Below are 24613 nucleotides of genomic sequence, written 5' to 3' on the forward strand. Positions count from 1 at the left end.
TGATCGGAACTTTTAGGGGTAATTTATTTCAAGATTGAGGTGAAGTAAACAAGGTGATCCGTGCAGCCGTGTTTCACCAGCGCATCATAGGCATACGGGTCGCAGACGACCAGCTGCCGGTGGCTCGCCCTGTGGATTTCCTCCACACCGGCTTTATAGATTTTTTCAAGAATTTCCTGCTGCGCTCCAAAGGGAACATATTCGGCAGAAACCGGAGCCTGCCAGATAGTGACCCTGTTGGTGCGTTTGCCTCCCTGCACCAGAGGGACAAATTCCCAGCTGTTCGGGACGTCGCGCTCGCCGGGAACGCCGGACAGGCGGTTAAGGAGTCCGTCCATGCGCAGGTAGCGCGTGAAAAAGCTTCCGCCGTAAAGATATCCCTTGTCGACGGCAAGGCTGCCGCAAAGGGAAAGGATACTTTCCACGTGGAGATCATGGCGGATGCCGAGCTTATCGCACAGTGTCGTCAGCAGGTACTGGCTCTGTCCGCTCAGCGTAATGACCCTGCGCACGCCTTTTTCCTGCAGAGCCTGCACCAGACCGGAAAGATGCCGATACCCTTCGTCGATCAGCCCCGCGGCGAAATACTCAAAGCCGCCGAAGAACGGGCCGAACTGGGGCTGCACCGCAATTCCGCGCGATTTCAGGAAAACGCCCAGATCATACGCGCAGCGGGAAGTAAACGCAAAGGTGGCGTCATCCACGAAAAGGCATGTCGTGCTGCCGTCCGCAGCGGGGACGGCTTCCTTCCAGAGTTCGTACGCGTTTTCCCCGGCCTTTATGATATGCCCGTCATTCTTTTTCACGGTATCGTGAAGGGAAGCCACCGCGTCGGGCTTGAAATTCTGATTGACAAACAATTCCCTGAACAGCATCATGCACAGAAGGTAATCGTTCTGATCTTCCCCGAAATTCTGCCAGCGCTCTCCCTGTCCGGAAAGGATGGAAGAAAAAACAATGTCCGCGCCGTATTCCGAAGGCGGAAGCTGCCCGAGCCAGACGGCGCGCGCAATCTGGGCCACACGGGAAGGATAGTGGCACATTGCCCTCGCGGCAAGGTATTCGGGGCAGTAGCAGGCGCCCTGATCCATGTGGACCGACTGTCTGTCTATCTGAAAGCGGTATGCATCCAACGAAAACTCTCTCATAATCCAAGTACTCCTTTATTCAAAATGCCGTCCGGGTCCAGCGCGTCTTTGATCGCCTTCATCACCTTTACGCCGGCTGCGCCGTGCTCCAGGGGAAGGAATTCCGCTTTCGCCGTTCCCACGCCATGGTGATGGGAAACGTTTCCGCCATACTTCAGGCTTGTTTCCAAGGCAATGCGCAGGCAGTCAAGGTACCTCTGCTCGCCCGCCTTGTCGTCGCCGTTTGTCTTCGCGTGGAAAATGACATATACGCTCGCGCCGGTATGGTAGACATGGGAAAAATGACAATCTATCACTTCGCAGTAGGGAGCCAGCGCGCTGCGCATTTCCTTCCATACGGCCGCGATGGAATCCCACGGGGCGGCCACTTCAATGGCATCCGCCGTTCCGCCCTTTACCGCGTCATAATCAAGCATTTTTTTCGTGGAAAAGCGTGTGGCGAACCAGTCCTCCGCGATTTGGGAAGTCTTTGGCCGTCCGCCGCCCGCACGGCAGATTTCGTCCGTCAGCCGTTCCTCCAGCTCCGTCATTTCATCGATTCCCTCAAATACCAGGATCAGGAGGGCAAAGCCCTTTTCAAGGCCGTACTGGCTGATTTTCCCCTGTGCCTCCACCTCGTCGTACAGGCGGACGACCGCTGGGTGCAGGCCCTTCTGGACAAACCGGCGGATGGAGTCGAGCCCTTCTTCCGTAGTGGCAAAGGTATAGGCTTTGAAAATCCGCTTTTCCGCCACCGGAAAAATACGCATTTCAACGGAAGTGACGATGCCGTAAACACCCTCGCTGCCAAGGAAAAGCTGGTTCAGCTCCGGCCCGGTGGACCGCTTCGGCGCTTTGTGGGTGGAAAGAATGTCCCCATCCGGAAGGACTACCTCCAGAGAGGTGACCATATCGTCCATTTTGCCGTATTTTGTGGAGAACGTCCCCACAGCGCGGGTCGCAGCCATACCGCCCAGACAGGCGCTCTGAAAGGACTGTGGATATTGGCCGCAGGTATAGCCGCGCTCATTGAGCATATTTTCAAACTCGGCGCCCGAAAGGCCGCAGCCGCCCACGGCGGTCGCGTTGACCGGATTGATGGAAAAATGGCGGATGCGTTTGGTGTCAATCATGATCTGCCCGTCGTAGGGGATTGTTCCGCCCACGATGCCGCTGCCGCCGCCGTAGGGGATGACACCGATATGGCACTGTACGGCAAGCTTCAGGATTCTGCTGATTTCTTCGGTATCCGCAGGACGAAGAACGCCGTCGGTCAGATACGGATACGTTCCCTGAAGCATCCATTTATATTCGCGGGGATAACATCCGTGGGAATAAATCAGTCTTTCCTCAGGCTGTGTCAGTATTTCCGTTTGAGGACATTGCTCGGTTACTTTCTCAAAAAAAGCTGTTGTGTTTTTCTGCATTCAAATTCTTCCTTTCCTGCCATTGGTATTTCACTGGTAAATCGCTGCTCAAAGGGTAATGCTGCGCGCAGCTATGATATCCACACCTGTTCCCAGGATATTGGCGACAATGACGTCCCCCTGCCGGACGGGCGCGTCCACCACTGTTGCGTACAGCTGCTTCATGCAGTCCCGCAGCAGCTTCTTCGGCACGGCCTCCCTGCTGATCACCGGCAGGCAGCGCAGCCGCGAGCCCCGCAGCCCCACGGTGGTCGTAATCATCCTCTTGGGGTCCGTATACTCGTTCTTCGCGTATTCCTCCCCGCGTTTGCAGGTGTTCCCCTTCACTGTCAGCATGCCGCTGTCGTCGGTCAGCTCAATGGAGCAGCTCATCGGGCAGACAATACACACATATTGTTTTGTGGTCATTTTCCATCCTCCTTACCGCACGTCGACTGTCAGCGGACCGTCCAGCGGACCGTCCGGAACAAACCTGAGCGCAATCATTTCGGGCGGGTTTGCCACCCCGTAATGCGTGGATTTCAAAATCTTCCCGTTGCACACAATATCCGCCCTGACGTCCTTCATCGGCTTGCGGACGCGCAGATAAAGGTTGATTTCCTTTCCCCCGCAGTCCGCGCTCACGCGCTGGGGAAGAACAAAGCCCACATTGCTGCCCGCAACCGTATCGACCATATTTCCCTGCGCACTCTGACGGCGGATAAAGTCCGCCGCTCCCTGCGCGGCAATTTCGCCGGAGCGCGAAACATAATCCACCAGGTCAAACACGGCCACCACGTTTCCCGCGGCAAAAACGCCCGGAACCGAGGTCATCATCGTATCGTCCACAACGGGGCCGCGCGTCACGGGGTGCAGCTGCACCCCCGCTTTCCGGCTCAGCTCGTTTTCGGGGATCAGGCCCACGGACAGCACCAGAAGGTCGCACGGGATCACGCGCTCCGTCTCCCGGACGGGTTTCCCGTCCGATCCGACCAGCGCGACCGTCACCGCTTCCACCCGCTTGTTTCCGTGTATTTTCGTCACCGTGGTGGACAGGTGGAGCGGAATCCCGTAGTCGTCCAGGCACTGCACCTTGTTGCGGCGCAGTCCGCCGAGGGATGACATCACTTCGTAGACGCCTTCCACCTCAATGCCTTCCAGGGTCATGCGGCGCGCCATGATGAGGCCGATGTCGCCGGAGCCGAGAATCACCGCCTTCTTTCCGGGAAGGTAGCCTTCCATGTTGATGTAACGCTGCACGGAACCGGCTGTCAGGACTCCCGCCGGGCGGGAACCCATGATGCTGACCTGGGGGCGGGTGCGTTCCCGGCATCCCATGGCGAGGATGACCGCCTGCGCCCGGATTTCCAGCAGCCCTTCCTGCGCGCTGACCGCGTAAATTCTGCGGTCGTCCGTCAGCTCCAGGACCATGGTATCGCAAAGGACGTCGATGCCGCCCTCGGCAACCAGATCGATAAATTTCTGTGCATATTGACATCCGGAAAGCTGCTTTTTGAAACGGAGCAGTCCGAATCCGTCATGGATGCACTGCTGAAGGATTCCTCCAAGCTCGTAGTCCCGCTCGACCAGCAGAATCCGGTCCATTCCGAGTTCTCTCGCCTTTACCGCAGCCGCGAGGCCGGCCGGTCCTCCGCCGATCACGGCGATATCATACGAAAGTGTGTTCATTCTGCATTCCTCCCTGTATTCCGCGAAGGCCGGACCAGTATTTCAGAGCCCTTCCCTTTCAGGGTTACCTCCGAAGGGTCGAGCTTCCACTCGCGGGCCAGCAGTTCCAGCACACGGGAACCGCAGAAACCGCTTTGGCAGCGGCCCATGCCGGCCCGTGTGCGGCGCTTTACGGCGTCCATCGTCCGCGCGGGAATCTTACCGTGGACGGCGCGGAGAATCTCCGCCTCCGTGACGGTTTCACAGCGACAGATCACGCGGCCGTAAGCGGGGTTTTCGGCGATAAGCCGGTCGCGTTCCTCCTGCGTGCAGTCACGGAAAGCGGGTTCCGGCTTCCGGATGGGGTTGAACGCCGTGTTGATCGGGGCATTCGGATTCTGTCCGAGATACAGGCTTTCCACCAGCTCCGCGATTGCCGGAGCGGAAGCGAAGCCGGGGGACTGGATGCCCGCCACATGGATAAAGCCCTTGATTTTACGGGAATTCTGAATCACAAAATCCTCGCTGTAGGTCGCCGCGCGGTTTCCGCTGAAATAGGTAATGACGGACCTGGGGTCAATGCCCTTCGTCAGGTGCATTCCCTTTTCCAATATGAATTCCACGTCTTCCCTGTCAACGTCCCTGTCTTCCTTATCCGGCACCTCAAGTGCGGAGGGGCCCCAGAGCAGCGTTCCTTCCGGCGTTTCTTCCGGCCCGCCGCCCTTTGTATAATTGTTTGGGGCAACACCCGAAAAAGTATGGATTTTCCCCTTGTTTTCCTTATCGAAGATCACCAGCGCGCCGCGCCGCGGATGAATGGAATAAAAGCGGTCCCCCGCCATTTCCGCGATTTCGTCCGCGTAAAGCCCGGCGGCGTTGATGACACAGTCACACAAAATTACGCCCTGTGTGGTAACCACGCCCCGCACGCGCCCGTCCTCCGTCAGGATATCCACCGCCTCGCAGCCGAGGCGGAACCGGGCGCCGTTGTCCACCGCGTTTTCCGCCAGCGCAAGGGTGACCTCGTAGGGCTCCGCGTAGCCGGCGGAAGGAGTCCAGAGAGCAAACTGAACGCCGTCGGAAAGCCCGGGCTCCAGTTCCCGCGCGCGGTCCCCGCTGATGATTTCGATTCCCGGCACGCCGTTGGTCACGCCGTTGTCATACAGGCTTTCGATGGCCACCCGGTCCTCTTCCCCGAAGCCGCAGACAAAGGAACCGGTACGGTTGAACTGAAAGCCCAGCTGCTGGGCCCACTTGGTATATTGGGCGTTTCCCCGGACGTTGAGGCGGGCCTTCAGGCTGGCGGGCTTGGAATCATAACCGGAATGCACCATTCCGTTATTCGCCTTGGAGCTTCCCTCACAGAGGTCCTCTTCCTTTTCGAGCAGGAGGATGTTCACCCGGTACTGCGTCAGCTGCCTTGCGATGGCGCATCCCGTCACCCCGCCGCCGATAATCACTGCGTCCGCTTTGTCCACGACCCCCATCGCCCGGTACGGGGCGCTGTCCTTCCTTTTCAGGGGGACAGCGCCGGGGGCGGTCAGATCGCTGACCACATTATGTACACCGGGAAGCTTTGCCGCCATATGGCCGATATCGACAGCCGTCTGCCATGTTTTTGTACTGCCTTCAAGCGTGAGGATTCCGTCATCTTCAATACGGGCGGAGACTGCGCTGGGATCCAGATCAAATTTTTTCAGCCCCTCTGAAAAAGCGGCCAATATCTCCTGCTTATTTGCAGTCAAATCTCTCATCTCCTATTGTTGTCTCGTATTCTTCCCTTTGCTGTTTCCTTTGTTTTAATGCCGAATCCAGTTCGAGGAGCGTTTTACCGCCTCCTGCCAGTCGGAATACCGCTGACTGCGGTTTTCGTCCGTTATCTGACAGGTGAACGTCGCGTCGTATTCGACGGCCTTATCGAAATCGGATTCCTGCCACAGCCCCGCAAACAGTCCGGCCATTTCAGCGGCGCCCAGGCTGGTTGCTTCCACAGACGCCGGGCGGTCCACCCTGCAGTCGAGGATATCCGCAAAGAATTGCGCGAGCAGATTGTTGCGGGAAGCGCCTCCGTCGATTTTGACATTCGTCATTGCGGTTTTCGTGTACGCGCCGATAGAGTCCGTGATGTCCTTGATGCTGAACGCGATCGCTTCCAGCGTGGCGCGGCAGATGTGCGCTTTGGTGGTGCCGCGGCTGATGCCGATAATCATACCGCGGGCGAACGGGTCCCAATACGGCGCACCCAGTCCCGTTAAAGCCGGTACAAAAAAGATTCCGTTGGAATTTTCAACGCTGCGCGCAAGGGTTTCCGATTCCCCGGATTTTTCGATAATGTTCAGCCCGTCGCGCAGCCACTGGATAGCGGAGCCTGTCACGGCCGCATAGCCCTCCATCGCATACTGCGTTTTGCCTTTGATTCTCCACGCGATCACGGTGTTGATGCCGCCGTCAAGCACCACGCATTTTTCCCCGATGTTCACATCCAGGAAAGAGCCGGTGCCGTTTGTCAGCTTTGCGGTTCCCGCGGTACGGCAGCCCTGCGCGTAAAGCGCGGCGTGCTGGTCGGCAATACAGCCGCCGATCTGAATGGGCCCTCCGAACAGTTCGGGTTCCGTCATGCCGTAATCCCCGGAGTCGTCCGTCACGGTGGGATAGATGGAAACGGGAACGCCAAGGTAATCCAGAAATTCCTTGTACCACTCGCCGGTCTCCAGATTGAGGCTGCCGGTCACGGAAGCGTTGGAATAACTGATGGCATGCGTTCTGCCTCCGGTCATTTTCCAGACCAGCCAGGTGTCGATCGTACCGAACAGCGCTTCGCCGCGGTCGACCTTCTCCTTTACTTCCGGTACGTTTTTCAGAAGCCATTCCAGTGAAAGGGAAGAATAAACGGGCGCGATTGTCCAGCCGGTCGCTTTTTTGGCTTTTTCTCCCCATTCGCTCGCGTTCAGCTCGGCGCACCGAGGACCGGTACGGCTGTCCTGCCATACAATCGCCTTGTACAGCGGCTTCCCCGTCGCCTTGTCCCAGACCACGCTTGTGGCCCTCTGATTGGTGATGCCGATGGCGGCGATATCCGCCGCTGTCAGCCCCGCCTGCTCCATGGCCAGTTTACAGTGCTTCATGCTCTTCTCGTAGATCTCTTCCGCGTCGTGCTCCACTCTTTCCTCACTGGGGGTGTACTGGGTAAACTCTTCGTAGCTTTGCGCCACAATATTCAGCCCTTGGTCGAATATCAGTGCGCGGGTTCCGGTAGTGCCTTCATCGATGACCATTACAAAACTTTTCAACACAAACAACTTCCTCTCTTTATATAATCCGCAAAATAGCGACAATGGAAGCAAAACAGATCGATCATGTGCAAATAATGTGGTTTTAGAGAGTTTATTATTAAAATAATGTTGGTTTATGACAACATAATATCAATATTATATTGCATTGTCAATAGAGAAACCGTGAATTATTGAAAAAAATAAGGAGAGGCTATTTTACAGGGCGGAAATCCCACAGGAAGCGGCGGGACATTCCCGCCGCGGCGTATTGAAATGTGCCTTAAGATAGGATAGAATGATTTTAATGTGATTTTAATTTTTGACAAATTCCCTTTAAAGTTTTATTTGTTAGAATTCAAGCATGCTCGGCTGAGAGAAAACCGATCGTGAAATAAATGATTTGCATGAGGGATTCCAACAAACTAACGAAGGAGAAATTTTTATGACTACACTGGAGCAAGTAGAAAAACTGCGCGAAAAGGCAAACGTAAGCTATGACGAGGCAAAAGCGGCATTGGACGCGACAAACGGCGACCTGCTGGAAGCACTGATCTATCTGGAGAAACAGGGAAAAGTGACGGCCCCGGCCGGCGGCGGCTACTACAGCAGCGCGAAAACCGAGGACCAGAATCCGGCGGCGGGCGCGGAACCGGGCCGGGCGTATGCAGACCCGAAATATAATAGCGGAGAATCCTTTTCTTCCCTGATGAGAAAGTTCGGGAGATTTCTGATGAAGATTGTCCGCATAGGCAACACCAACTATTTTGAAGTCCTGAAGGGGCCGGAAAGCAAAGCGTGCATCCCGGTTTCCGTTCTCGCGCTTCTTCTCATCTTCGCGTTCTGGGTGACCATCCCGCTGATGATCGTGGGGCTGTTCTTTGGCCTGCGCTACCGCTTCAGCGGCCCCAATTTCAGCGGTGACACGGTAAACCACGCTATGGACAGCGCTGCGGACGCCGCGGAAAGCATCAAGAATTCCATCAACCAAAAATAACGGGAAACGGCAGGACTGACAATGGGTGCGAACATACTGATTGTTGAGGACGAAGAAAAAATCGCCCGCTTTGTCGAGTTGGAGCTCGGCTACGAGGGCTATGCCACAACGAAAGCATTTGATGGAAGAACGGGGCTCGAGCTTGCCGAATCCGGCAGGTTCGACCTCGTTCTGCTGGATATCATGCTGCCAAAGCTGAGCGGAATGGAGGTGCTGCGCAGACTGCGCCGGACCTCCTCCGTGCCGGTGATCATGCTGACGGCGCGCGACAGCGTGATGGATAAGGTCTCCGGGCTGGACAGCGGGGCGAGCGATTATATTACCAAGCCCTTTGCCATTGAAGAGCTCCTCGCAAGAATCCGCACCGCGCTGAGAAAAACAATGCCGCAGCAGGAAAGCACGGTGCTTTCCTGCTGCGGCGTCACGCTGGATACTGCGCGGCGCACCGTTACGGTGAACGGCACGCCCGTGGAACTGACCAAAAGGGAGTTTGACCTTCTTCATTACCTGATGAAGAACAAGGGACTGGTGATTTCCCGCGAAACACTGCTCGAAAACGTCTGGGGCTTCGATTTCACGGGCGAGACCAACGCCGTCGACGTCTATGTGCGGTACCTGCGCGGAAAAATCGACGATGTCTTCGGGCTGAAACTGATTCAGACCGTCAGAGGAGTGGGGTATGTCATCAAAGATGAACAGTGAGCCGGCCAGCCCCGCCAGCCGGCTGGGCGACAAATTTAAATTCTCCATTGTCCTGAAGCTCAACGCGCGGCTTTTCCTGCGCGTCCTCAGCCTGTTTCTCACCCTCGACATCCTTCTGTGCATTCTCTGCGCGACGGGCCTCGCCATGCTTAGCGAGCAGTCGGCTGGAAATGCCGCCGAAATTCTGAGCAAAAACGGGCTGCCCCCGCAGTCGGATCGGGCATGGCTTGCCGAGGCGGGAATCGATGTATCGGTAAATCAGGGAAAGCCGGAGGGGATTCGGTTCGCAATCCCCGGCTTTCTGCAGAGCCGCTTTTCAAAGCTGACAGCGAAAGGCGTGCGCAGCATTGTGTTTCCGGCTGCACCCGGGATTCCTTTCGGGAAATATCTGGAGGGCGCCGTTTACAGGGTTTCGGCCGAAATCAGCGGGCAAACCTACCTGATTTCCGTCACAAACGCCGCCGCCATCCGGATGATGGAATCCGCCTTTCTCATTTTTGTCGTGCTGGAACTGCTCCTGCTTCTGGGAGGGATTTCCCGCGGAGCCAGAGTGATACGGAGAACCCTGCGGCCGATCGAAGAACTGGCTGAAACCGCGAGGAACCTCAACACCGGCGACGCGCTCACTCCCGAACAGCTGGAAACGCTGGCGGGCAAGCTGGACGGAATCAACGCCGCCAGACTGGACACACGGATTGCGGTGGGTGAAACGCAGAACGAGCTGAAAACGCTTGCATCCGCCATCAACGGGATGCTGGACCGGATCAACGAGTCCTACCGGTCCCAGGTGCGTTTTGTTTCGGACGCGTCCCACGAGTTAAGAACGCCGATTTCCGTGATTCAGGGCTACGCAAACCTGCTGGACCGCTGGGGAAAAAACGATGCGAAAACCTTGCAGGAATCCATCGACGCCATTAAGGACGAAACCGCAAACATGAAGGCGCTGGTGGAACAGCTTTTATTTCTGGCCCGGGGCGACAACAACACCATGGCTCTTCAGATCGAACGGTTCGACCTGTCCGCCCTTGCCGCGGAGGTGCTTCGGGAAACACAGATGATCGATTCGGGGCACGAGTACGAATCCCATCTCTCCCCCGTTTTCATCAACGCGGACGAGGGGCTGATCAAACAGGCGCTGCGGATCCTGACGGACAACGCCATCAAATACTCCCCCGTCGGGAAAAAGATTACGATCTCCGTTTCCGGTGAAGAAGGCCGCGCCAGGCTGACGGTACAGGATGAAGGCATCGGAATTCCGTCCGAAGCGGTCCCCCGCATTTTTGACCGCTTCTACCGCGCCGACGAATCCCGCGCAAGGGCTACGGGCGGAACGGGGCTGGGGCTGTCCATCGCGAAATGGATCGCGGAGCGCCACGGGGGGCATCTGGAGGTTCTGAGCCGGGAGGACATCGGCACCCGCATTTCCATGATCCTTCACGCCGCCGCGGAAAAATAGGCAAAGCTAAGGCCTGATCCCCAACGGAGGGTTCAGGCCTGTTTTTATATCAATCCGAAACAGGATGGTTAAATTTCATCAGTATTTTTATTATATAATGAAAGAAATAAAAATTCAAGAGAAAAATTCAATATTAGTAATTATTATTATTTTATACAAAAGAGGATGCTTTTTCCCATTTAAAATCTACCTTTTGCGTATAGATTAAATACCAATAACAGGCTATACTATAGTCACAGAAAAAAATGAATCGACAGGAGGTTCTTATTATGAATGAAAAGAATATAAATAAAAAATTGAGTCCGGCTCAGGAAAATAACTACGGAAAGTCGGTTTACCGTCAGGACGAATACGAAATTCCGGATGAAATCAGCTGCTCCATGGAGTTTTCCAACGGCTGCATCGGCGAATAAGCGGAGGGGATTCCTCCCACTATTACGAAATTGACAGGTACATCAGAAAGGCAGAGATTGTATGGAAAGGGATTTTATGGAAGCCCTGAAAAAGCGAAGGTCCTATTACGCAATCAGCAAAGAAAAAGTTCTCTCCGATGAAGAGATTGTCAGCCTGGTTGAGGATGCCGTGAAATACACCCCCAGCGCTTTCAATTCGCAAAGCGCACGCACGGTCGTTCTTTTCGGCAAGGAACACGACAAGCTTTGGGATACCACAATGGAAATATTAAGAAGCATTGTCCCCGCGAAGAATTTCGCATCTACGGAAGAGAAAATCAATTCCTTCCGCGGCGGATACGGCACCATTCTTTACTTTGAGGACCAGAGCATTGTTACCGGGCTGCAGGAGCAATTCCCGCTTTATAAGGATAATTTCCCGGTCTGGTCGCTGGAATCCTCGGGTATGCTGCAGCTCGTCATCTGGACGGCTCTTGAGTCCAGCGGCTACGGCGCAAGCCTTCAGCACTACAACCCGCTGATCGACGAAAAAGTCGCCGCAGGCTGGAACATTCCGAAAGGCTGGAAGCTTCTCGCACAAATGCCGTTCGGCAAACCCACCGCTTCCCCCGATGAAAAGACCTTCCTTCCCCTTGAAGACAGAGTCAAAATATACAGATAACACACAAAAAAAACAACGCCGGTTTTCCGGCGTTGTTTTTTTGTGTTCCGTTACTGGATTTTTCCGCCCTCAATCACCACGTCATCCGCGGCGACGGAGTCGCCGTAGGCTGGTTTCAGTGTGGCGTCATAGGCCTCGTGAATGAAGTTTTCCTTGCCCAGTGCGGTCAGCTCATTGTTGACCCAGTCAAGAAGCTCCTTGTCGCCCTTCTTCACTGCGGGCGCGATCGTGTCCTGTTCGCCCAGCGAGGAAACGCCGACCGTATAGCCGCTGTTTTCTCTCGCCCAGGCAAACAGCAGGGTGTTGTCGTGCGCAAGAGCGGCGCCGCGGCCGTCCTTCAGCGCCTGAAAAGCCTCGGTATTCTGGTCGTATTTCAGCAGTTCGATATCCGGATAGTTTTTCGTGAAGTACGTTTCCGCCGTCGTTCCCTTGTTGACGATCAGCTTTTTGCCCTTGAGCTGGGAGACATCGGTAATCTGGCTGCCGTCCGGAGAAACCACGCCGAGCGCGACCTTCATGTACGGATTTGCGAAATCGACCTTCTCTTTTCTCTCGTCCGTTACGGTAAAGTTGGCCATAATCAGGTCCACCTTGCCGGACTGCAGATACTCTACGCGGCTCGCGGCTTCCACAAGGACAAATTCGACCTTGTTTTCGTCACCCAGAAGGTCTTTTGCAAAGCGCTTCGCAATGTAAACGTCAAATCCCTGATTTTTTCCCTGAGCGTCGACATACCCGAAAGGAGGTTTGTCGCTGAACACTCCGACCTTGATTTTTCCGTTCTGCTTAATGGTTTCCAGCGAGGACTTCTGAGTCCCCTGCTGGGAGCAGCCCGCAAATGTTCCCAATGCCAATACGACCGCCAGCACGGCGGCAAGAATTCTGCCTGTCTTTTTCATAATTAACCCTTCTCTTCATCAAAATTAAAAATATTCAGAAACTGTTTTGCCCTGTCGGTTTTCGGATCGGTAAAAAAGAGCTCCGCATTGGATTCCTCTACAATCTTCCCTTCGTCAATAAATACGACCTTATCCGCGACCGCTCTGGCAAAACCCATTTCATGGGTAACAATCACCATCGTCATGCCCTGCTTCGCAAGGCCGAGCATCACGTCGAGCACCTCGCGCACCATTTCGGGGTCGAGCGCCGCCGTGACTTCGTCGAACAGCATTACCTCCGGATTCATACACAAAGCGCGCACGATGGCCACACGCTGCTTCTGTCCGCCGGAAAGCTGGCGGGGATACGCGTTTTTTCTGTCCAGAAGCCCGATGCGCTCCAACAGTGTTTCCGCCTGCCGCCGGGCTTCTTCCCGGCTCCTCTTCTGCACCTTCAGAGGGCCGAGCAGAACGTTTTCCAGAATCGTCATATGCGGGAAAAGATCATAGCTCTGAAAAACCATCCCGATTTTCTGCCGGACCAGATGCCACTGTGTTCCGGCGGAGGAAATAGACTGACCGTCAAGGCTGATCTCCCCCGACTGTATCGGCTCAAGGCCGTTGATACATCGCAGCAGAGTGCTTTTCCCGCAGCCGGAAGGCCCGAGAATGACGACGACCTCGCCCTTGTGGACCTGCAGGTCGATCCCGCCCAGCACGGTTCTGTCGTCGTAGCTTTTATGAAGCTGTTTGATTTCAAGAAGAATATCTTTCTCCATTTTTTACCTCCTCAGGACTGCCATTTCCGTTCCAGCCGTTTGGACAGGAGCGAAACAGGATAACAGACTGCAAAATACAGCAGGAATATAAAGCCGTATATCCAGAAGGATGCCGTGGGCACCTCTAAAATGGACCGCTCGATAATCTGCTGGCCCACCTTCAGGACCTCCACCACCCCGATCAGCACCACCAGCGAGGTGGTCTTGATCATGCGCGTCGCAAGGTTGATCGCGGCGGGCAGCAGACGCCGCACGGTCTGCGGAATAATGACATAGCGGTAAATCTGCACGTTGGTCAGCCCAAGGGCGGCGCCGGATTCCCTTTGATGTTTCGGCAGGGATTCCACCGCGCCGCGGACAATGTCCCCCATTTCCGCCGTGCCCCAGAGGGAAAAGACCATGATGGAGACGACCTCTCCGCCCAGCTCCAGGTTCAGGGTAAAATAGAAGATAAACAGCCACACAAGAATCGGAATGATGCGCACCGCTTCCAGATAAACCCGGCAGACGGAACGAACAGCCTTCCATTTCGACGTCATCACAATGCCCAGTACAATCCCGAGAACGCCGGAGATCAGAACGGAAACCAGCGCGATCCGCGCCGTTACCAGCAGCCCATTCAGCAGGCGAAGAAGGTTCGCGCCTTCAAAAATAACGTTAATTCCCGAACTGGCCATAACGCACCTTCCTTTCCAGAGCGGACAGAAGCAGGGATACCGGCAGCAGAAGCAGCAGATAGAACAGCACAAGCAGGGTAAGCGCCTCCGTAGTCGAATAATACATGCCGATCAGGTCCTTGGCGACAAACATCAAATCCGGCAGCGCCACCGCGCTGACGATCGACGTCTCTTTCATCAGGAAAATCGCGTTGGCTTCCAGCGCGGGCATGGAAACGGAAAACGCCTGCGGGAAAATGACATAGCGGACCAGCTGCGCGCGGGAAAGGCCGATGCTGAGCCCCGATTCGATCTGGGTCTTCCCCACTGCCTCCAGTCCGCTGCGGAACGCTTCCGCCATATAGCTTCCGCCCAGAAAGGTCAGCCCCGCAACCGCGCAAAGCTCCGCTTCCAGCTTCAGCCCGATCTGCGTCAGTCCGTAATACAGGAAGAACAGCTGTATCAGCGACGGGGTATTCCTGGAAAACTCAATATAAACCTTCACAATGGATTTCAGCACGCGGACCCGGTAATAAATCGCCAGGCTGCAGAGGAAACCCACCAAAAGCGACAGTGCAATTGCCCACACGGAAATGGTCAGCGTCAGCTGCGCCGCTTTCCAATAGAGAGGCAGGCTCTGTACAATAAAGCCGAAATTCAATAAAATCCGCCTTCCTTTTGTGATTTAGCCGAAAAGCTTCAATGCTTTGAGAAAATCCGGGATACCGGCTTCAAAGCTGATCCCGAAACAGAAATCCGAACCCGCCGCCCAGGTCCGGCGGATCCCTTCCACCGTAAAGTCGGCGGCGATCCGGGCCGCCTTCACAAGCGGGAAATCATTGAGAAGCGCGGCGAACAATGCGCTTGCGAAAACATCCTCCGCCCCGCGGCAGTCGCCTTCCGTACAGTCGGAAAGGACATAATCGATTTCTCCGTTTTTCGTGTCATAGGCCGCGGCGCCCGGATGGGCCGCGTCAAAGCAGACGCCGGTCAAAACAATTTTCTCCGGGCCAAGCCCGCCCAGCTTCTTTAAAATACTGTCAACATAAACTCTTTTGTACGGCCCTTTCAGGTAGGGTTCGTTCAGCAGCAGAGAGGCTTCCGTCAGATTCAGCACGAGGATATTCGCTTTGCCGCAGAGGTTTCTCATCTCCGACGGGAACGTGCCGTCCAGGTGCGGATACAGCTTTCCGCCGTCCGCCATGTCAGGGTTCACAAGAACGGGCGCATCTTCCTTCCGAAACCCACCGATCAGGGCGGATACGGCTTTTACCTGTTCCGGGGAGCTCAGATCACCGGTACAGATTCCGTCAAATTTCAGCCCAAGGCTTTTCCAGTGCTCCTGAATTTTGGGGATATCCCCCGCAAGGCCGCGATATGTACCGTCCGGGAATCCGTCCCTGCGGGCGGACAGCACCGCGGTGGGAAGCACGGCCGTTTCGATTCCCGCCGCCGAAAGGATGGGCAGCGCAGCCGTCAGCAGGCCTTTCCCGAAGCAGGGCAGATCATGGATCGCCAAAGCCCTCTTCCGGGGTCTTTCCCTTGCTCCGGTTTGATCAGTTCGTCTAAACAGGGTGTTTATGAATTGGGACCGCATCTTGCCACCGCCTCGCGTCTATATTAAACATATATTTTTAGTAGTTATTATATGCGCTATCCTCTCTTTTGTCAACAGGAAAACCAAGATTCCCTGAAAATGACGATGTGTGGGAAGATCAGGAAAACCGGATTATTTCCCGAGCGACATAAACTATTAATAAATTTTTAACAGAATAAGATTGAAAATGGGATATAATATTATTTACAGCATCTACAGTTGATTCTGCAACAAGTTTGCGTTTCTCCCCCGCCTTCGGCGGGGGAGAAACATGTTCTGTCTCTCAAACTGAAATGGAATCGCTGTAATCGTATTTTCCAGCAAACGGAAGAGTTTGAAAACAGAGAAGGTTCATGATCGCACGGAAGGGGATATCAATTCATGAATATCAGAACAAAATCGAAAGCGAAAAAAGGAATCGTTTGCGCGGCGGTTCTTTGTCTGGCCGCCCTGCAGGTCACATCGGCAAGCCCGGTGCAGGCCCTCGGCGCTCCGGATATTTCCATCAGCACGGCGTCCTCTCTGGTGGATGAGATCAAAACCACCATCGCGTACGGACTCACCCAGAAGGAATTTATATACACCGATCAGGCCGGCAAAAGGCTGACCTGCTTTACCATGGAGTATAATCCGCAGCAGGCCGGCGTGACCCTTGCGGCGGGCACTCCGCACGACGGAACGAAGATCGGCCTGGCCACCGTACGGGATCAGGCAAGCGCCGCGGTTCAAAACGGAAAACAGGTGGTCGCCGCCATCAATGCGGATATGTACAATATGAGCACGGGCGATCCGTGGGGCGTAGTGGTCAAGGACGGAGCCGAAATCCACTCCTATGCGCCGGTGCGCACCTGGTGGAAGTTTTTCGGCGTTAAAAAAGACGGCTACCCGATTTACGGCGACCGCCAGACTTACGAAGCCAACAAGGGAAATATTCAGCAGGCGCTGGGCATTCACAGTATTCTGGTCGACGGCGGCATCGTCGTCAACACGGACCTGACTGCCACGCTTGCCCCCCGCAACGCCGTAGGCGTGCGCAGTGACAATTCCGTTTTCTTCCTGCTGGCGGACGGCAGAAAGGACCCGTATTCCCACGGACTGACACTGCAGCAGACCGCGCAGCTTATGAAAGACCTGGGAGCGGTGTGGGCCGGCAACCTGGATGGCGGCGGCTCGTCCACCCTGATGACCAGGACCCCCGGAGAAACCGCGCTGACCGTAAAGAACCATCCTTCCGACGGATGGGAGCGCGCCGTAGCCAATTCGTGGCTCTTCCTCGCCAATCCGAAGCCGGACGGCGTCTTTGTCTCCGCCGCGCTGACGCCTTACGACAAAACCTATTCCCCGAAATCCATCGTTCCGATCACAGCGAAGGGGCTGGATTTCTCGGGCGCTCCGACCGCCCTTCCCAAGAGCGGGTTAAGCTGGGCGCTGTCCGATTTCAGCTTCGGCAGCATTGACCAAAACGGTGTTTTTTCCTCCAACGGCCAAGAGGGGCAGGTACAGGTACAGCTTTGGTACAACGGCCGGATCGTCGGTTCCACCTACGTTGAGATCGCCACACCGGACAATTATGTCTCCGTCGGCACCGTCTCCCCGAACGCCGGGAAAGACGCAGGCCTGACGGCCACCTATCAGGGACGCGAGGTCATCCTGACCATGAATAAATCGAACTGGTAATTTTCAGACACAAAAATGCTGTCCCGGTTAAAAACCGGGACAGCATTTTTATCGGGAAAACGTCAGTTTCCGTATCCGCTCTGCCCTTCTTTGCCGAATTTCGCTCTGGCGCTCTCGGCCTGAGGGTCGTGCTTGATGTGCTTCTTATCCGTTTTTGCCTGTTTCTTATCGCTGCCGCTTTTCTTGTCCTTCTGTGTATGGCTCATTGAAATCCCCTTTCCGCCTTATTCGTACTCGATTTTAAAGCCGGTGTGTTCAATGCAGTCCTTGATCTCCTCTTCCGTCGCGGGTTCATTGTACTCCACCTTGACCGAACCGGTCGTCAGGTTCACGCCGACTTCCTGGACTCCCCTGATTTTATCCAGCGCGTTTTTGATTTGGGTTTTGCACTCTTTATTCTGAATTCCCGATACGCTGCAAAGCATCGTATTCATTTTTTCTCCCCCTCGTTGTTGTTCTTTTCATGCCTGCCGTCATGCATGCCCAGTTTGCGGCCGTCTATCATCCCGGCGTCCGCATTTTCCCTAGGTTTCATCTTTCTCAGCTCCGGGTTGCTCTTTTCCCGGTCTTTCCTTCTGTTTTTGTTATTGTCCATCTTTTTTCCCTTCCCGTTATGGTATTGTGCCGCCTATTTAGTATTCATGGAATGAAAAAATTTATACAGGTGCTCCGGAACACAGAAAAGCCGCATTGCACCAACCAATGCGGCTTCACATAGGATACTGTTTTAAAATACAGCTACTTTACAGTGATCAATTCATATTCCCGGCTGCCCAGACCGATTTTTACTGCGTGATCGATGCAGCTGTTCCAGTTGGTTTCCGGATGCGTGTCGGTAAAATGGTCGTGATGGTCGTGCGGTTTCTTCGACAGGAGGCTGCCGCTGAGGACGGGCTGGCGGTTGACCGCGTCGGCACAGGCGACATCCAGCGCCACCGGGTCAAAGGAAGCAAACATCCCGACATCCGGAACGATCGGGATATCGTTTTCGGGGTGACAGTCACAGTACGGGGAAACATCCACCACAAGACTGATATGGAACTGCGGACGGTCCTTTAAAACAGCGTACGCGTATTCCGCAATTTTGCAGTTCAGAATATCGTTCGTTTCGTCGCCCATGGGATTTACCGCGTCGAAATTACAGGCGCCGATGCAGCGGCCGCAGCCGACGCACTTATCGTGGTCAATCTGCGCCTTTTTGTTTTCATCAAAGGAAATCGCGTCGTGCGCGCAGTTTTTGCGGCACATCCCACAGCTTCTGCAAAGCTCTTTATCCACAATCGGCTTGCCCGCGCTGTGCATTTCCATTTTTCCCGCACGGGAACCGCAGCCCATTCCCACATTTTTCAGCGTGCCGCCGAAGCCGGTGGACTCATGGCCCTTAAAATGGGTCAGGGTGAGGAAAATATCGGCGTCCATCATCGCGCGGCCGATTTTGGCTTCCTTGACGTATTCGCCGTCGATCGGGACCAGGGCCTCGTCGGTTCCTTTCAAGCCGTCCGCAATGATCGCATGACAGCCGGTCGCGAAGGGGTTAAAGCCGTTTTCATACGCCGCGTCAAGGTGGTCGAGCGCGTTCTTCCTTCTGCCCACATACAGGGTATTGCAGTCGGTCAGAAAGACCTTTCCGCCCTGCTCTTTAATGAGGTCCACAATGACCTTCGCGTAATTCGGGCGCAGGTACGAAAGATTGCCCGGCTCCCCGAAATGAATTTTGATGGCCGTATATTTGTCTTTGAAATCAATGGATTCCATTCCCGCTTTTTTAACCAGCTTTTCCAGCTTTTGCAGCAAATTGCAGCTTTGTGTCGCGCTGAAATCCGTAAAATATACTTTTGAAGCTCCCATATTCTGTTCTCCTTTTCAGCTTAACGCGGCCTGATTCCTCTGCCGCAAGGCAGATTAAGCAGGACCGATTTTCATTCATTATAGCATAAGTTTTTTCAGAAGGGAAACATTCTCTCCGCGGAAACCGGAAGGAGCTCCCCCGTACCCCTGCTCCCGCCGCGGCACAAAAAACAACCGGAGATTCATAATATATAAAGATTTCATTAAGAAATTAAAAAAATTACACAATTCAACAAAATTCTATCATTATTTTTTCGAAAAATCCGATACAGAACATAGAATTGAATTGCAAAAAGGAGACATTTTATGTTAACACCGTATCAATTATCTGAAAATTCTACGAGCGGACAGTTCCTGCCATTCAGGCTGGACAATGAAATTTTTGCAATTGAAAGCATGTATGTAACGGCTATCTCCAAAATGCTGATGATTTCTCCCCTGCCCGGCACCCCGGAATACTGCAAGGGAATTGCCAAAGTAGAGGGAAAGCTCCTTCCGGTCATCGACATGCGCTTAAAATTGCGCAAAAACTGCATCCCCTACAATGATGAGACACAGATCATCATGGTCAATCTGGAAGGGGCACAAAGCGGGCTGATCGTAGACACACTGGCGGAGGTTCTGACCGTAAGCCCCGGATGCCAGGACGGGTATGAGGAATGCCTTTCAAAATCGAATCCGTATTTTAAGGGCATCATAAAGGTCAGCGGCAGCCCGGCAATGGTTCTGGACTGCAAAAAGATACTGATGGAAGACGGTATATTCGATCTGGCCCAGCTTGTCTCTTAAACATCCATACAGAACAGCGGCGGAAAATTCCGCCGCTGTTTCTGATAAGGAAAGCCGGTGTTACCGGCGCTTTGACCTTCTGAAAAAGTACCACGCACAGAAAACAACCAGGGATACGGCGACGACCGCGATCGCAGCCATCGAGTAAGTATCCACATACCGTACCACCGTTTCCCAGGAAGCGCCGAAAAAAGCCCCCAGATAAACCAGAACGACATTCCACAGAAACGTTCCCAGCGCGGTCAGCAGCAAAAACATCCCCATCCTCATTTTTGCCATTCCGGCAGGGATGGAAATAAGGCTGCGCACGACGGGAATAAACCGGCAGAAAAACACTGTAAACTTTCCCCGCCGGGCAAACCACGCTCCTGCGTGGTGGACGTCCTCCCTTTTTAAATGAAGGACTCTCCCCAGCTTGCCGCCCAGCAGACGCTCCAGCCGCTGCGGGCTCATCAGCCTGCCCACGCTGTACAAAACCACGGCGCCCAGAACGGAGCCAATGGTCGCCGACAGCACCACGCCCCATATTTTCAGGTCCGTTACCGTGGTCATGAATCCGCTGAAGGTCAAAATCACCTCCGACGGAATGGGAGGAAATATATTTTCAACTGCAATCAGCAGTGCAATTCCAAAATAGCCGTATTGGTTGATAATCCCTATGATCCAATCCTGCATTTAATCAAACTCCTTGCCTCACCTGAATTCCTATCATTTTTCGGACATGGCATCCGCCGCCGTCAATCGGGAAGATATTTCTTCCCTCCGAAATAAACGAGCACGCTTCCCAGAAGAATATTAAGATAATAGCTTGAAAATCTCCAAAGGGTAATTCCCGGAATGATATACGGGCCGAAAAATTCCCGGAAGAAGAGATAGAAGCCTCCCTCCGCACCGCCGGAAGAACCCGGCAGCGGAATGAACGACGCGGCCATCATGACAAAAGTGTCCGCCGCGACCATAGTAAACACCGGCTCCCCCTTCAGGTTGAAGCTGCGGTAAACAAAGAAGGATAAGAGGCTGGCAATCGTAATCTGAATCAGCGTGAGAAAAATCGTGATCGCATACAGGGCGTAATTTTTCCCGAAAATTTTGGAGCTGTCGTGGAAAACAAGAAGCTGGCCGTGCACCTGATCGTAAAATTTCTGGGAAAGCTTATGAAGGTGTATTTTGTCCATAAAGCGGACAACCGCCCGCAGGATCAAATCGGTAAGCCTTTCATTCATCATAAAAACCAGCGCAAACAAAATAAAAAGGCTGTTTGTAACCAGCCCGAAAACGGCGATCACGGCAAAATTACTTACTTTAGTCTGAAAATAATTCAGCTCAAACGCCACCAGAATGAAGGAGTACACAAACGTAACCCCATGATGGATCAGGGACTTTACGGTCACGATGGAAGTAGCGGCGCCTGTTTCCATTCCCATCTTTGTCATACAGTAGACTTCCATTGGCTCCCCCGTCCCGAAAGGGGCAAGGGCACTGTAAAAAATTTCGACCATGCCGATATAAAGCGATTCTCCCAGGGTCCATGCTTTGTCAAGATGGTTGCAGAGCAGATGAAGCACATATCCCTCCAGAAACCATCCGGCAAGCACCCCCACCAGAATCCAGAGAAGCCAGATCGGCTGAAGCTCCGAAAGAACATGCCCCATACTTTTCATACCGTCTTCGGTAAACAGGAAGAAAGCAAGGATTCCTATTGAAAGTAAAATGGTCGCCGCCGAAAAAATATTTTTGGCAGTTGCCGATTTTTTTTGATTCTGCATGGCATCCCCTTCAGATTTGAAATACTGTCTTCTATCATTAATCATAGCATGAGTTTATATTATACAACAGAAAGTCTTAAAAAAACAGCGTACATTTATAAACAATACATTAAAACTTTATGTACAAGCTTTTATTTACGCCAAAACCGGCTGCAGGAAGCCATTAAAGCAGCTTTTCAGCCAATTTAACAGCTCCCTGCAGTCAGAGGCATCAGGCGCGTTTTAAAAGCGTCATCCATTTCAGCAGGTCGAAGCTGCTGCCTGAACCGAAGATCCGGGTGTTCAGGGCGCTGACCGTCTTCAGCTCAAAAAATCCGGCGATGCGGTCAAACGACGCGTCGTCCATCTTTTCCAGCTTGCGCCTGAGCGCCAGCGAATGGTTGTAGTTGGAGAACAGGGGCTTTGCCAGTTCGCCGTAGCGCTCGATTGAGCAGATATCGTACGCGGCGTAGACGCCGGTTAAAACGGACGTAAACTGTCCGAAGCCGAGCCCCGGGGAAAGCGCTCCAAAACAGTTTCCGGTAAAATAGGTGTTTTTGATTTTGGGCCTTCTGCAGATTCCCATCATATATTTTTGGATCTGGAACTGATCCGTGATCTTTAAATCCTGATCGAGGTCCCTGCGTGCCAGATCGTAAAACAGGTTCCACATTTTTTTGATATCGTAAATATCCGGCGCGGGGCTGTCCGGAAAAGCGATGACAAGATTTGCTTCTTTTTCTGTAAAGGGAATCAGCCAGGCGTAGCCTTTCGGTATGATTCCATAATTGAACCATACGTGGGGCATATCGGTTTGGAAATTCCCCTCCACCGTTGCTCCTTTGATGGCACAGGTGAGGTCGCACCGGTAATTGTTCTGCTGAATCGCATAGGCTCCGTCCCCGGTCGCCAGAACGACACAGTCAAAATTTTTGGTAAGGTCCTCGTAATCTTCCGTCGAGTGAAAGTGGATTTCACTTTTTACCTGTCTTTCCATCTGGCATTCAAAGGAATCGTCGTGCCGCCCCCTGATATTGGTACAGCCGATATATCCGTCAACGCAGGCCGTATGATTTTTAGAATGAAGCACCAGCCTGTTGACTTTGTCAATAGGCTTCAGGACGATATGGTATTCGTCCGCCAAATAGGGAATACAGTCCTTAACCGGCCTGTTTAAAATGCTGAACATCGCCTCCGCGTTGACGAACCGGTCGCCGACACAGCTCCGCTTTTCAAAAATAACGGGTTTAATTCCCTGTCTTTCCAGTGTGATCGCGCAGGAAAGCCCGGAAAGTCCCGCGCCCAGTATGGCAACAACCATTCCGCTTCCTCCTTATATTCTGTAATGATTATTTTATTATTGCTCTATCCGGCAAACAACATACATAAACCCGAAAAAACCGCCTTACGACGAACAAAGCGCCGCATTGGAACAGCCAATGCGGCGCTTATCAATTAAAATTATAAAAACGATATCGAGGGCTAGAGCGTGCATGCAAGCTCTAACGCAGCACGGAGGACCATTTTACCCGCAGAATCAGGACAATGGAAATGACCGCGGCGGCATAATTGGAAAACAGGTTGCCCCAGAAAACGGAATAAAACTGCAGTGCCTGTTCCGTAGCCAGAATAAAAAGATACCGCAAAAGCCAGATTCGCAAAACCCCCAGCACCAGCGGCACGCCGGTCCGGCCAAGGCCGATAAACGCGCCCTGCACCGCCATACAGACGCCGAAGCCCACCACGGAATAGGTGTAGATATGCAGCGCCCGGTTGGCGATCTCCAGCACGTCCGCCCTCTGCGTGAACAAGACCGTGAGGAAAGGGGACAGCGGCACGATCAGGCCGATGATGGCGACGGCCGTCACCGCGCTGGCCACGCACCCGATCAGGCAGGAACGCTTCGCTTTGTCCGGCTGCTCCGCCCCGATATTCAGGCTGACCATGGTCGTTACGGCCGAGCCGAAAGCCGCCGGCAGATTGAAGCACACGGCGGTAATATTGTTTGCGATACCCTGCCCGTTTAAGACCACCGCGCCGTATTTCTGGGTTTCGTTATTAATCAGGAAAAACCCCAGATTCAGCATCAGGCTGGTCAGCATAGCGGGAACGCCCACACGAAAGAGCTGAAAAATCAGCTGTTTGTCAAACCGGAATCCTTTCAGGGTAAGCTTATCTTCCCCCTGCCTGACAAACAGTTCATAGAACATCCAGCCGCAGATCAGGAAATTGGCACAGAAGGAAGAGAGAACACAGCCCACTACCTCCAGCCGCAGCCAGACGACAAACACGACATTAAAAATAATTTTCAGAAAGAGCATGAGCAGCATGCGGATAAAGGTGGCCTCCGGCTTTCCGGTAGCGTTTTTGATCGCGTTGTAGATGCTTTCCAAAAAGGAAAACGGCAGAACAAAGGCATAAAGGCTGATATACAGCATGACGTTGTGCGATATTTCCGGATCCACATTGGCCGAAATCGGAAACGCCACCAGCGCGGACAGGGGCGCGATACAAAAGCCCATGGTAAAGGCAAACACGACGATCTGCGCGGAAATTATCCGTACCCGGTCAAAATCGCCGTGGCCGTTCGCCTGGCCGATAATGGCCATCGCCGCTACGCTCAGCCCCTGGGCCAGCGCCGTCATCATGTTGATGACGGGTTCGCTGTAGGTGACCGCGCTCGCGACCAGCGTTCCCGCCGCATTATTGATAAAAAGTCCGTCCGTCAGCGGCATCAGGGACTGTATGACGCTCATCATCAGCGTTGGCAGCGACAGCATCATGAGCGTTCTCAATATATTTCCGTGCAGAATCAGGTCCCGCCGTTGTTCGGTACTCTGATGTAAAAATTCAAATTTCAATCTAAACCCGCTTTCTGTCTGTGAGTTTTCATTGTATCATGATAAAATCAGGTTTTCAAGACAGAAAGCCCTTCTTTTCGCGTT

General features: G+C 53.7%; 26 protein-coding genes. 7 read left to right on the forward strand and 19 right to left on the reverse strand.

Going from position 1 to position 24613, the window contains the following annotated elements:
• Window positions 1-23: 23 nt before the first annotated feature.
• Genes LY85_RS05600 through glpK form a run of 6 tightly spaced genes read right to left on the reverse strand, consistent with a single transcriptional unit; the run spans window position 24 to window position 7491 of the window.
• Window positions 24-1148, reverse strand: coding sequence for a hypothetical protein (locus LY85_RS05600; RefSeq protein WP_141825818.1), 1125 nt, complete (start codon window positions 1146-1148; stop codon window positions 24-26).
• On the reverse strand, window positions 1145-2554 hold the full coding sequence (locus LY85_RS05605) for an FAD-binding oxidoreductase (RefSeq protein ID WP_038325249.1): 1410 nt from the start codon (window positions 2552-2554) through the stop codon (window positions 1145-1147). Before LY85_RS05605 ends, LY85_RS05600 begins: the two co-directional genes overlap by 4 nt.
• A 48-nt stretch (window positions 2555-2602) precedes the next feature.
• Window positions 2603-2962, reverse strand: a complete 360-nt coding sequence (locus LY85_RS05610) for a DUF1667 domain-containing protein (protein ID WP_141825819.1) — start codon at window positions 2960-2962, stop codon at window positions 2603-2605.
• Between the two features lie 12 nt (window positions 2963-2974).
• Complete coding sequence (locus LY85_RS05615) at window positions 2975-4222, reverse strand: FAD-dependent oxidoreductase (RefSeq protein WP_141825820.1); 1248 nt, start codon at window positions 4220-4222, stop codon at window positions 2975-2977.
• Window positions 4219-5946, reverse strand: a complete 1728-nt coding sequence (locus tag LY85_RS05620; RefSeq protein ID WP_243122491.1) for an NAD(P)/FAD-dependent oxidoreductase — start codon at window positions 5944-5946, stop codon at window positions 4219-4221. Before LY85_RS05620 ends, LY85_RS05615 begins: the two co-directional genes overlap by 4 nt.
• 54 nt (window positions 5947-6000) lie before the next feature.
• Complete coding sequence (gene glpK, locus LY85_RS05625; protein WP_141825822.1) at window positions 6001-7491, reverse strand: glycerol kinase GlpK; 1491 nt, start codon at window positions 7489-7491, stop codon at window positions 6001-6003.
• 424 nt (window positions 7492-7915) lie between these two features.
• On the opposite strand from glpK, the gene LY85_RS05630 reads away from it, so the two are divergent.
• The 5 genes from LY85_RS05630 (at window position 7916) to LY85_RS05645 (ending at window position 11699) form a co-directional block, all read left to right on the forward strand.
• On the forward strand, window positions 7916-8467 hold the full coding sequence (locus LY85_RS05630) for a ubiquitin (protein WP_141825823.1): 552 nt from the start codon (window positions 7916-7918) through the stop codon (window positions 8465-8467).
• Between the two features lie 21 nt (window positions 8468-8488).
• Entirely contained in the window at window positions 8489-9169 is a 681-nt protein-coding gene (locus LY85_RS05635) for a response regulator transcription factor (RefSeq protein WP_141825824.1), read from the forward strand.
• Entirely contained in the window at window positions 9147-10625 is a 1479-nt protein-coding gene (locus LY85_RS05640; protein WP_243122492.1) for a HAMP domain-containing sensor histidine kinase, read from the forward strand. The genes LY85_RS05635 and LY85_RS05640 overlap by 23 nt, the downstream gene beginning before the upstream one ends.
• Window positions 10626-10894: 269 nt before the next feature.
• Window positions 10895-11038 carry a hypothetical protein gene (locus tag LY85_RS19205; RefSeq protein WP_185741115.1) on the forward strand — a complete coding sequence of 48 codons (144 nt, stop codon included), beginning with the start codon at window positions 10895-10897 and terminating at the stop codon, window positions 11036-11038.
• Between the two features lie 61 nt (window positions 11039-11099).
• Window positions 11100-11699, forward strand: coding sequence for a nitroreductase family protein (locus LY85_RS05645; RefSeq protein WP_141825825.1), 600 nt, complete (start codon window positions 11100-11102; stop codon window positions 11697-11699).
• A 50-nt stretch (window positions 11700-11749) separates the two neighbouring features.
• Here LY85_RS05645 and LY85_RS05650 read toward each other — a convergent pair whose 3' ends face one another.
• The 5 genes from LY85_RS05650 to LY85_RS05670 are packed head-to-tail and all read right to left on the reverse strand — an operon-like array spanning window position 11750 to window position 15531.
• A complete protein-coding gene (locus tag LY85_RS05650; protein ID WP_141825826.1) occupies window positions 11750-12598 on the reverse strand; it encodes a cysteine ABC transporter substrate-binding protein in 849 nt (282 codons plus the stop codon).
• A 2-nt stretch (window positions 12599-12600) separates the two neighbouring features.
• Window positions 12601-13356: an amino acid ABC transporter ATP-binding protein gene (locus LY85_RS05655; RefSeq protein WP_141825827.1), complete on the reverse strand. Its 756-nt coding sequence runs from the start codon at window positions 13354-13356 to the stop codon at window positions 12601-12603.
• A gap of 11 nt (window positions 13357-13367) precedes the next feature.
• Window positions 13368-14033: an amino acid ABC transporter permease gene (locus tag LY85_RS05660; RefSeq protein WP_141825828.1), complete on the reverse strand. Its 666-nt coding sequence runs from the start codon at window positions 14031-14033 to the stop codon at window positions 13368-13370.
• Window positions 14014-14679, reverse strand: a complete 666-nt coding sequence (locus tag LY85_RS05665; RefSeq protein ID WP_038325262.1) for an amino acid ABC transporter permease — start codon at window positions 14677-14679, stop codon at window positions 14014-14016. The genes LY85_RS05660 and LY85_RS05665 overlap by 20 nt, the downstream gene beginning before the upstream one ends.
• 18 nt (window positions 14680-14697) lie before the next feature.
• Window positions 14698-15531 carry a bifunctional hydroxymethylpyrimidine kinase/phosphomethylpyrimidine kinase gene (locus LY85_RS05670; RefSeq protein ID WP_243122493.1) on the reverse strand — a complete coding sequence of 278 codons (834 nt, stop codon included), beginning with the start codon at window positions 15529-15531 and terminating at the stop codon, window positions 14698-14700.
• 459 nt (window positions 15532-15990) lie between these two features.
• On the opposite strand from LY85_RS05670, the gene LY85_RS05675 reads away from it, so the two are divergent.
• Window positions 15991-17286: a phosphodiester glycosidase family protein gene (locus LY85_RS05675; protein ID WP_141825830.1), complete on the forward strand. Its 1296-nt coding sequence runs from the start codon at window positions 15991-15993 to the stop codon at window positions 17284-17286.
• A 62-nt stretch (window positions 17287-17348) separates the two neighbouring features.
• Here LY85_RS05675 and LY85_RS19210 read toward each other — a convergent pair whose 3' ends face one another.
• From LY85_RS19210 to LY85_RS05685, 4 genes are all read right to left on the reverse strand, one after another.
• Complete coding sequence (locus tag LY85_RS19210) at window positions 17349-17492, reverse strand: CPC_1213 family protein (protein WP_185741116.1); 144 nt, start codon at window positions 17490-17492, stop codon at window positions 17349-17351.
• An 18-nt stretch (window positions 17493-17510) separates the two neighbouring features.
• Complete coding sequence (locus LY85_RS05680) at window positions 17511-17720, reverse strand: heavy metal-associated domain-containing protein (RefSeq protein WP_141825831.1); 210 nt, start codon at window positions 17718-17720, stop codon at window positions 17511-17513.
• On the reverse strand, window positions 17717-17881 hold the full coding sequence (locus LY85_RS19215) for a hypothetical protein (RefSeq protein WP_170949920.1): 165 nt from the start codon (window positions 17879-17881) through the stop codon (window positions 17717-17719). Before LY85_RS19215 ends, LY85_RS05680 begins: the two co-directional genes overlap by 4 nt.
• 143 nt (window positions 17882-18024) lie before the next feature.
• Window positions 18025-19134, reverse strand: a complete 1110-nt coding sequence (locus LY85_RS05685) for a DUF362 domain-containing protein (protein ID WP_141825832.1) — start codon at window positions 19132-19134, stop codon at window positions 18025-18027.
• A gap of 306 nt (window positions 19135-19440) precedes the next feature.
• Between LY85_RS05685 and LY85_RS05690 the strand changes: the two genes are divergently transcribed.
• Window positions 19441-19923 (forward strand): chemotaxis protein CheW, encoded by a 483-nt coding sequence (locus tag LY85_RS05690; protein WP_141825833.1) that lies wholly within the window; start codon window positions 19441-19443, stop codon window positions 19921-19923.
• A 60-nt stretch (window positions 19924-19983) separates the two neighbouring features.
• Here LY85_RS05690 and LY85_RS05695 read toward each other — a convergent pair whose 3' ends face one another.
• From LY85_RS05695 to LY85_RS05710, 4 genes are all read right to left on the reverse strand, one after another.
• Window positions 19984-20598, reverse strand: coding sequence for a DedA family protein (locus tag LY85_RS05695; RefSeq protein ID WP_038325267.1), 615 nt, complete (start codon window positions 20596-20598; stop codon window positions 19984-19986).
• Window positions 20599-20660: 62 nt separating this feature from the next.
• Window positions 20661-21689 carry a lysylphosphatidylglycerol synthase transmembrane domain-containing protein gene (locus tag LY85_RS05700; RefSeq protein ID WP_185741117.1) on the reverse strand — a complete coding sequence of 343 codons (1029 nt, stop codon included), beginning with the start codon at window positions 21687-21689 and terminating at the stop codon, window positions 20661-20663.
• A gap of 211 nt (window positions 21690-21900) precedes the next feature.
• Window positions 21901-22989, reverse strand: coding sequence for an NAD(P)/FAD-dependent oxidoreductase (locus LY85_RS05705; protein ID WP_141825835.1), 1089 nt, complete (start codon window positions 22987-22989; stop codon window positions 21901-21903).
• A gap of 181 nt (window positions 22990-23170) precedes the next feature.
• Window positions 23171-24529 carry an MATE family efflux transporter gene (locus LY85_RS05710; RefSeq protein ID WP_243122494.1) on the reverse strand — a complete coding sequence of 453 codons (1359 nt, stop codon included), beginning with the start codon at window positions 24527-24529 and terminating at the stop codon, window positions 23171-23173.
• Window positions 24530-24613 lie beyond the last annotated feature (84 nt).

The sequence above is a fragment of the Clostridium sp. KNHs216 genome (assembly GCF_006714885.1).
Lineage (GTDB): Bacteria > Bacillota > Clostridia > Oscillospirales > Acutalibacteraceae > Caproiciproducens.